Origin of the sequence: Mycobacterium palustre, assembly GCF_002101785.1 — a bacterium.
GTDB lineage: Bacteria > Actinomycetota > Actinomycetes > Mycobacteriales > Mycobacteriaceae > Mycobacterium > Mycobacterium palustre.
Genome location: NZ_LQPJ01000156.1, coordinates 64,653 through 73,675 on the forward strand (window position 1 = coordinate 64,653; position 9,023 = coordinate 73,675).

Annotated in this window: 8 protein-coding genes; 3 read left to right on the forward strand and 5 right to left on the reverse strand. The window is 71.2% G+C overall.

The annotated features are described in order from the left end of the window. Positions 1-20: 20 nt before the first annotated feature. The 4 genes from infB to rimP form a co-directional block, all read right to left on the reverse strand. Positions 21-2,768, reverse strand: a complete 2,748-nt coding sequence (infB, locus tag AWC19_RS28385; protein ID WP_085081384.1) for a translation initiation factor IF-2 — start codon at positions 2,766-2,768, stop codon at positions 21-23. A gap of 68 nt (positions 2,769-2,836) precedes the next feature. Further along, positions 2,837-3,085, reverse strand: coding sequence for a YlxR family protein (locus AWC19_RS28390; RefSeq protein ID WP_372508534.1), 249 nt, complete (start codon positions 3,083-3,085; stop codon positions 2,837-2,839). A gap of 188 nt (positions 3,086-3,273) precedes the next feature. Then, positions 3,274-4,311: a transcription termination factor NusA gene (gene nusA / locus AWC19_RS28395; protein ID WP_085081385.1), complete on the reverse strand. Its 1,038-nt coding sequence runs from the start codon at positions 4,309-4,311 to the stop codon at positions 3,274-3,276. Then, positions 4,311-4,874 (reverse strand): ribosome maturation factor RimP, encoded by a 564-nt coding sequence (rimP, locus tag AWC19_RS28400; RefSeq protein WP_085081386.1) that lies wholly within the window; start codon positions 4,872-4,874, stop codon positions 4,311-4,313. The genes nusA and rimP overlap by 1 nt, the downstream gene beginning before the upstream one ends. A gap of 189 nt (positions 4,875-5,063) precedes the next feature. Here rimP and AWC19_RS28405 point away from each other — a divergent pair, with 189 nt between their 5' ends. Continuing rightward, positions 5,064-5,621 carry a twin-arginine translocation signal domain-containing protein gene (locus AWC19_RS28405; RefSeq protein WP_211285022.1) on the forward strand — a complete coding sequence of 186 codons (558 nt, stop codon included), beginning with the start codon at positions 5,064-5,066 and terminating at the stop codon, positions 5,619-5,621. Beyond that, complete coding sequence (locus AWC19_RS28410; RefSeq protein ID WP_085081388.1) at positions 5,618-6,064, forward strand: ferritin-like domain-containing protein; 447 nt, start codon at positions 5,618-5,620, stop codon at positions 6,062-6,064. The genes AWC19_RS28405 and AWC19_RS28410 overlap by 4 nt, the downstream gene beginning before the upstream one ends. A gap of 5 nt (positions 6,065-6,069) precedes the next feature. Here AWC19_RS28410 and AWC19_RS28415 read toward each other — a convergent pair whose 3' ends face one another. Then, positions 6,070-7,818, reverse strand: coding sequence for a proline--tRNA ligase (locus tag AWC19_RS28415; protein WP_085081389.1), 1,749 nt, complete (start codon positions 7,816-7,818; stop codon positions 6,070-6,072). Between the two features lie 666 nt (positions 7,819-8,484). On the opposite strand from AWC19_RS28415, the gene AWC19_RS28420 reads away from it, so the two are divergent. Then, a partial coding sequence (locus AWC19_RS28420; RefSeq protein WP_142281460.1) for a PE family protein occupies positions 8,485-9,023 on the forward strand: 539 nt, incomplete at its 3' end.

A 9,023-nucleotide genomic window follows, 5' to 3' on the forward strand; every position in this document is an offset into this window, starting at 1 on the left:
TGCATCGTCGGCGGTGGTGGTCAGGTCCGTTCCTTCTGCACCAACTCGTAGGACTCGATGATGTCGCCTTCCTTGATGTCGGAATAGCCCAGCGTCATACCGCATTCGAAGCCCTCGCGAACCTCGGTCACGTCGTCCTTCTCGCGGCGCAGCGAGGTGATGGTGAGGTTGTCGGCGACGACGATGTTGTCGCGCAGCAGGCGCGCCTTGGCGTTGCGGCGCACCACCCCCGAGGTGATCATGCAGCCGGCGATGATGCCCACCTTCGAGGAGCGGAACAGCGCGCGGATCTCGGCGCGGCCCAGCTGGTTTTCCTCGTAGATCGGCTTGAGCATGCCGCGCAGGGCCTTCTCGATCTCGTCGATCGCCTGGTAGATCACCGAGTAGTAGCGGATCTCCACGCCCTCGCGGTTGGCCAGCTCGGTCGCCTTGCCCTCGGCGCGCACGTTGAACCCGATGATGATCGCGTCCGACGCCGACGCCAGGTTGACGTTGGTTTCGGTGATGCCACCGACACCGCGGTCGATGACGCGCAGCGCCACCTCGTCGTCGACCTGGATGCCCAGCAGGGCCTCCTCGAGCGCCTCGACCGTACCGGCGTTGTCGCCCTTGAGGATCAGGTTCAGCTGGCTGGTTTCCTTCAGCGCCGAGTCCAGGTCCTCCAGGCTGATCCGCTTGCGGGACCGGGCCGCCAGGGCGTTGCGCTTGCGGGCGCTGCGCCGGTCGGCGATCTGGCGGGCGATGCGGTCCTCGTCGACGACGAGGAAGTTGTCACCGGCGCCCGGCACCGACGTGAACCCGATGACCTGCACCGGCCGCGACGGCAGCGCCTCCTCGACGTCCTCGCCGTGCTCGTCGACCATGCGGCGCACGCGGCCGTAGGCGTCGCCGGCCACCACCGAGTCGCCGACGCGCAGGGTGCCGCGCTGCACCAGCACCGTGGCGACCGGGCCGCGGCCGCGGTCCAGGTGCGCCTCGATCGCCACACCCTGGGCCTCCATGTCGGGGTTGGCCCGCAGGTCCAGGGCGGCGTCGGCGGTCAGCAGCACCGCCTCCTCCAGCGCCTCGATGTTGGTGCCGTTCTTGGCCGAGATGTCCACGAACATCGTGTCTCCGCCGAATTCCTCTGGCACCAAACCGAATTCGGTGAGCTGCCCGCGGATCTTCTGCGGGTCGGCGCCCTCCTTGTCGATCTTGTTCACCGCCACCACGATCGGCACGTCGGCCGCCTGCGCGTGGTTGATGGCCTCCACCGTCTGCGGCATCACGCCGTCGTCCGCGGCCACCACCAGGATGGCGATGTCGGTGGCCTTGGCGCCGCGGGCACGCATGGCGGTGAACGCCTCGTGACCCGGGGTGTCGATGAAGGTGATCGGCCGCTCGACACCGTCGTGTTCGACGGTCACCTGGTAGGCACCGATGTGCTGGGTGATGCCGCCGGCCTCGCCCTCGCGGACGTTGGCCTTTCGGATGGTGTCGAGCAGGCGAGTCTTACCGTGGTCGACGTGACCCATCACGGTCACCACCGGCGGCCGGGTCTGCAGATCGGCCTCGTCCCCTGAGTCTTCTCCGTAGGTCAGGTCGAACGATTCGAGCAGCTCGCGGTCCTCGTCCTCCGGGCTGACGACCTGCACGACGTAGTTCATCTCGCTGCCCAGCAGCTCGAGCGTCTCGTCGCCCACCGATTGCGTGGCGGTCACCATCTCGCCGAGGTTGAACAGCGCCTGCACCAGCGCCGCCGGGTTGGCGTCGATCTTCTCGGCGAAGTCCGACAAGGACGCGCCGCGGGCCAGCCGGATCGTCTCGCCGTTGCCGTGCGGCAGCCGCACGCCGCCGACGACCGGGGCCTGCATGTTCTCGTATTCGGCGCGCTTCGCCCGCTTGGACTTGCGGCCGCGCCGGGGCGCGCCGCCGGGACGGCCGAACGCGCCGGCCGCGCCGCCGCGCTGGCCGGGACGGCCACCGCCACCGCCGCCGGGACGGCCCCGAAAGCCTCCCCCGGGTGGGGCGCCGACGCCGCCACCGCCGCGGTAGTTGCCGCCGCCGCCGTCGCGGCCGCCGGGCCCACCGGGCCGGCCGCCGCCGGGACGCGGCGCGCCCGGCCGCGCGGGACGGCCCTGGCCCGCGGCGCCGCCGGGGCGCGGCGGCATGCTGCCGGGCGACGCGCCCGGGCGCGGGGCACCCGGCCGGGGCGCGCCGGGGCGCGGCGCCATGGGGCGCGGGATGGGCCGGTCGACGGGTTGCGCCGACGAGAACGGGTTGTTGCCGACCCGCGGGGTGCGGACCCCACCCGGCTTGGGCATCGGGCCCGGGCGCGGGCCGGGCGTCATGCCGGGGTGCGGGCCCGGCTGCCCCGGCGGCGGCGCCGACGGCCGCGCGGCCGGGGCCGGCGGGGCGGGCGCGTCGCCGGTCGGGGCCGGGGCGCGCTGCGCGGCGGGCGCCACGCCGCCGGGCGCGGGCCGGGCGGGGGCCGCGGTCGCTTCGCCGTTGCCGCCCGGCTTGTTGATCGCCTTGTCGAGGGCTTGATCGAGGGACTTGCCGAGCGCGGCGTCGGGGGCCTTGGCCGGGGCTTTCGCGCCGCCCTTCGCGGGCGCCGCGGCGGCCTTGCCGCCGCCGAAGGACTCGCGCAGCCGGCGAGCCACGGGCGCCTCTACGGTCGAGGACGCGGATTTGACGAATTCGCCCTGTTCGTTAAGCCGGGCGAGCACTTCCTTGCTGGTGACACCGAGTTCCTTGGCCAACTCGTGTACGCGGGCCTTACCTGCCACTACAACTCCTGTCCATGAGGCGACAGTCGAAAGGGCGGCCGCGCCTCGGGTTTAGCTATGACGCATTGTCATCGGGACTTCACGGTGTGCTCATGTTCTTTGCTACCTGTTCTGTTGCCGGCCGGGTCGAGCGCGCTGACATGCTCGACCACCGCGGAGGTGTCCAGTGGACCGCTGATGCGCAACGCTCTGGTGAAAGCCCGCCGCCGGATCGCCTGTTGCGCGCACTGCGACACGGGATGCAGCCACGCACCCCGCCCCGGCAGGCTCCTGCCCGTGTCAACGATCGCGGCGTATTCGCCGTTCCCGGTCGACACAGCCACCACGCGAAGCAGTTCGACGGCCAGCTCTCGCTTCCGGCACCCCACACACGTTCGCACCGGTCCCCCGGTGCTTCGGTGCGCCCGCTTGGTTTCGGGGGCCGAAAGTTCGCGCTGGATCACGCAATAGTCTAGCTTGACCCAACCGATGCTCAGAACCAGCCGCGCGAACCGCCGATTCCGGTTCAGCGGTCGTGCGCCATGGGGTGCGTCGCGCCGTGCTCGTGCTCGGCCTGCCCGGGCGAATCGCCGCGAATGTCGATGCGCCACCCGGTGAGCCGGGCCGCCAGCCGGGCGTTCTGGCCCTCCTTGCCGATGGCCAGCGACAGCTGGAAGTCGGGCACCACCACGCGGGCGGCCCGGGCGGTCTGGTCGATCACCGACACCGAGACGACCTTGGCCGGCGACAGCGCGTTGGCGACGAAGCGGGCCGGGTCCTCGTCGTAGTCGATGATGTCGATCTTTTCCCCGGACAACTCGCTCATCACGTTGCGGACCCGCTGCCCCATCGGGCCGATGCAGGCGCCCTTGGCGTTGAGACCGGGGACGTTGGACCGCACGGCAATCTTCGAGCGGTGGCCGGCCTCGCGGGCCACCGCCACGATCTCAACGGCCCCCTCGGCGATCTCGGGCACCTCCAGCGAGAACAGCTTGCGGACCAGGTTGGGGTGGGTGCGCGAGAGCGTGATCAGCGGCTCGCGCGCCCCGCGGGACACCCCCACCACGTAGCAGCGCAGCCGGTTGCCGTGCTCGTAGCTCTCCCCCGGGACCTGTTCGGCCGCGGGGATCACCCCCTCGGAGGCCTTGGTCTCGGTGCCCATCCGCACGACGACCAGGCCGCGGGCGTTGGCCCGGCTGTCGCGCTGGATCACGCCCGCGACGATCTCGCCCTCGCGGGTGGAGAACTCGCCGTAGGTGCGCTCGTTCTCGGCGTCGCGGAACCGCTGCAGCATCACCTGGCGGGCCGTCGTCGCCGCGATGCGCCCGAAACCCTCTGGGGTGTCGTCCCATTCGCTGATGACGTTGCCGTCCTCGTCGGTCTCGCGGGCGATCACCCGGACCACGCCGGTCTTGCGGTCGATCTCGATGCGGGCGTCCATTTGGTGGCCCTGGGTGTGCCGGTAGGCGGTGAGCAGCGCGGATTTGATGGTCTCGAGCAGTTCGTTGACCGAGATGCCCCGGTCCACCTCGATCGCGTGCAGCGCGGCCATGTCGATGTTCATCAGCGGCGCTCCTTTCCATCGCGAGCGGGGGGCGCCGTCCCGTCGGACCGACCCCCGCTCACCCCGGTCGCCAGCTCCACCTCGGCCGGGGCGGGCGACGAAAACTCAACCTGCACAACGGCTTTGACGATGTCGCCGATCGGTATTTCGCGCACCGCCCACTCGCGGCCGGCGCGCACCACCAGCGCGACGGCGCCGTCGCGGGTCTCGCCGAGGCGCCCGGTCAGCGAAGACCCGTCGGCCAGGGCGATCTCGACCTTGCGGCCCCGGGCGCGGCGGAAGTGCTTGTCGCTGGTCAGCGGGCGGTCCACGCCGGGCGAGCTGACCTCGAGGACGTATCGGTCCCGGATTCCGTCGAGGCCGTCCAGCAAATCCGACGCGGAACGCGACAGCGCGGCCACCGTGTCGAGGTCCAGGGGTCGGTCGCCATCGGCGATCACCGCGATCCGCGGGGGCCGCGCGCGCGCGTCGACGACCACGTCTTCGATTTCGTAACCGGCGCGCGCGAACTCGCTACTGAGTAGCTCGATCACCTGCGTCTGCGACGGTAGCCCGGTGGTCACGGCGAGCTCCTCATCTTGAGTTGTCCGGTCATCTACGGATGCCGCGGCGCGGGCGGCTTCCGGCGCCTCCGGGGAACGCACCCGCAGCCCTTCCGCCAGAGACAGCTATCAACGATACGCCAGGAATCGCCGATCACGGCGTGATCCCGCGTGGTCGCGGTCCTTCGACCAGCCAACCTTCGTGGCCGGGTGCTCCGATGGCAGGATGTTGCTGTGTCTAGCGCAGGACCCGTCACCAGCAGGCGGGGCGTGCTTGCCGGCGGCGCGGCGCTGGCCGCGCTGGGGGTGGTGGCGGCCGCCTGCGGCGAGCCTCCGCCCAAGCCGCCGCCGGTCGAGGACCTGCTGGGGCCGTTGGACCAGGCCAGGAAGGACAGCGCGCTGGCGACGGCCGCGGCCACGGACATCGGCCATCCGCCCCAGATCGCCGCCGCGCTGAACGTGGTCGCCACCCAGCGCGCCGCGCACGCGCGCGCCCTGTCGACGGAGATCTCCCGGGCGGCCGGGAAGTTCACCTCGGGGTCGAGCGAAACCAGCACCCCCAGCTCCAGCCGGGCCGAACCGTCGGGTCCGCCGCCGCCCCCGCCCCCGGTGTCCGACGTGATCAACTCGCTGCGCGCCTCGGCCGACAGCGCCAGCCGGCTGGTGGCCACCGAGTCGGGGTATCGGGCCGGGCTGCTCGCCTCGATCGCGGCGTCGTGCACCGCGTCCTACGCGGTCGCCCTGGTGCTCGGGGGGCCGTCGATATGAGCTCGGGCAAGGACGCCGACAGCGCGGCGCTGTGCGACGCGCTCGCCATCGAACACTCGACGATCTACGGCTACGGCATCGTGTCGGCCATGTCGCCGCCCAGCGTCAACGACATGGTGGTCGAGGCGCTGACCGTGCACCGCCAGCGCCGCGACGACGTCGTCGCCATGCTGGCCGCCCGCAAGGTCAACGCCCCCGTCGCCGCCGCCGGCTACCAGCTGCCCCTGGTGGTGGCCAGCGCCGCCGACGCGGCGCGGCTGGCGGTGCGGATGGAAAACGACGGCGCGACGGCGTGGCGCGCCGTCATCGAGCACGCCGAGACCGCCGACGACCGCGCGTTCGCCGCCACCGCCCTGACGCAGAGCGCGGTGATGGCCGCGCGCTGGAACAAGGTGCTGGGCGCCTGGCCCATCACGACGACCTTCCCGGGCGGCAACGAGTAGCGGCGCTAGCCGGTGACGGCCGCGGCGATGTCGGTGGCCAGCGAGGCGCCGGCGCCCAGCTCGCGGGTCTGTCCGCCGAAGCGGTCGCGCAGCTCGACCACGCCGTCCGCCCAGCCCCGTCCCACCACCACGATCCACGGCACGCCCAGCAGCTCGGCGTCCTTGAACTTCACCCCGGGCGAGGCCTGCCGGTCGTCGAGCAGCACCTCGACGCCCAGCCGGTCCAGGTCGGCGGCCAGCGCGGTGGCCCCGGCCCGGGCCTCGGGGTCCTTGTTGGCGATCACCAGGTGCACGTCGAACGGCGCGACCGAGGGCGGCCAGCGCAGGCCCAGCTCGTCGTGGTGCTGCTCGGCGATCACCGCCACCATGCGCGAGACCCCCAGGCCGTAGGAACCCATGGTCAGGCGCACCGGCTTGCCGTCCTCGCCGAGCACGTCGACGGAGAACGCGTCGGTGTATTTGCGGCCCAGCTGGAAGATGTGGCCGACCTCGATGCCGCGCGCCGACACCAGCGGGCCGGCGCCGTCCGGGGACGGGTCGCCGTCGCGCACCTCGGCGGCCTCGATGGTGCCGTCGGCGGTGAAGTCGCGCCCCGCCACCAGGCCCACGACGTGCCGGCCGGGCTCGTCGGCCCCGGTGATCCAGCTGGTGCCGTCGACCACCCGAGGGTCGACGAGGTAGCGAATACCGTTGTCGCGCAACGCCTTCGGCCCGATGTAGCCCTTGACCAAAAACGGGTACTTGGCGAAGTCGGCGTCGTCGAGAAACGCGTACTCGGCCGGTTCCAGCGCCGCGCCCAGCCTCTTGTCGTCGATTTCGCGGTCTCCGGGAATCCCGATGGCCAGCAGCTCCCACTCCCCGCCGGGCTGGCGGACCTTCAGCAGGACGTTCTTCAGCGTGTCCGCCGCGGTGACGGCACGGCCCAGGCCGGCCGTGTTCGCCCAGTCCACCAGGGTCGCGATCGTCGGGGTGTCACCGGTGTCGTGGACGACCGCCTCGGGTTGCCCGTCGATGGGCACGGGGTCCGGCCGCGCGGTGACGACCGCCTCGACGTTGGCCGCATACCCGGACTCCAGGCAGCGCACGAAGGTGTCCTCGCCGACCTCGCTCTCGGCCAGGAACTCCTCGGAGGCACTGCCCCCCATCGCCCCCGACACCGCGGACACGATGACGTAGCGGACCCGCAGCTTCTCGAAGATCCGCTGATACGCCTCGCGGTGCGCGTGGTAGGCGGCCTTGAGCCCGGCGTCGTCGATGTCGAAGGAGTAGGAGTCCTTCATCACGAACTCCCGGACGCGCAGGATGCCGGCCCGCGGTCGGGCCTCGTCGCGGTACTTGTTCTGGATCTGGAACAGCAGCAGCGGAAAGTCCTTGTAGGAGCTGTATTCGCCCTTGACCGTCAGGGCGAAGAGCTCCTCGTGGGTGGGGCCCAGCAGGTAGTCGTTGCCGCGGCGGTCCTGGAGGCGAAACACGCTGTCGCCGTACTCGGTCCAGCGGTTGGTGGTCTCGTACGGGGCGCGCGGGAGCAGGGCGGGAAACAGGATCTCCTGGCCGCCGATCGCGGTCATCTCGTCGCGCACGACGCGTTCGATCTTGCGCAGCACCCGCAGCCCCAGCGGCAGCCAGCTGTACAGCCCGGGCGCGACGGGCCGGACGTAGCCGGCGCGGATGAGCAGCTTGTGGCTGGGCACCTCGGCGTCGGCGGGATCGTCGCGCAGGGTGCGCAGGAACAGCTCGGACATCCGGGTGATCACAGCGGGCAAGCCTAACGGCGACCGCGAGCGCGGCGCCGGCTGGGCGCGGCGGGTGAGAACTGGGGTGGGTCACCCGGGCGTGGCGCCTGGCGTGCCGTCACGTCTACGTCACCAACTTGGCCGGCAACACGGTGTCGGTGATTAGCGCGTAGCATTCCGCGGTGCCTCAGCGGGGCGCGCCGCGTTCACCGGTGTGGGTGCGGCGGATTGCGGTGATCGCGGTGGGCTCGTGGTGGCGGCTTTACCTATCTTGTATTCAATCGACTGGGTATTCGATCGTTGGTGGTGGGAATCCTTTGGGCGGCAACGATCGTCGCGAACCGAGGGGGTTCGTTTCCGGGTCGCCGCGCGGGCCTGCTGAGGTTGGTGCGCGCGCCACAGCATCGGTGAATTGGACTGGCTGGCTGTTGTATTCATCGGCTCGGCGGCGCTACTGCTGTCTGTGCTGGGGCTTTTGGTGATGCGAGATGGGGTGTGTGGGTGGCCGTGTTGGCGGCCGGGGGAGTCTGAGGTGTTCGGTTGGGGGGCTTGGGGTCTGGGTGTTGGGGCGCCGAATGTCGCTGGCAATTGCCACAATTGGGGGGCTGTTGGTAGGGTTTTTGGCCGCCCGGTCCTGGTGGTTTGCCGGGTGGGCGGTCATCACTGTTGTGTGGTTGGGAGGCGCGGATGTCGTCGTATGTGATCGCAGCCCCTGAGGCGTTGGCCGCGGTGTCGGCGGAGTTGGCCAGCATCGGTTCGGCGGTGGGGTCGGCCAGTGTGGCGGCGGGGCCGGCGATCACACAGGTGGCGGCGGCGGCTGGCGATGAGGTGTCGGCGGCGGTTTCGCGGGTGTTCGGCGATTATGGTCAGCGGTTTCAGCGGCTTGCTGGGCAGGCGGGGGTGTTTCATGCCGGGTTTGTGCAGGCGTTGAGTGCCGGGGGGTCGATGTATGCCGCCGCGGAGGCGGCCAATGTGTCGGCGGCCCAAAGTGTGCAAGACGATGTGCTGGGTGTGATCAATGCGCCGTTTTTGGCGGCGACCGGGCGCCCGTTGATCGGTGATGGCGCCAATGGCAGCGCGGCCCATCCCAACGGTTATGACGGCGGTTGGCTGGTGGGCAATGGCGGTGCGGGGTTTTCCCAGCCGGCGGGCTCGGGGCTTGCCGGTGGGGCCGGCGGGTCGGCGGGTTTGTGGGGCAATGGCGGGGCCGGTGGGGCCGGCGGGTC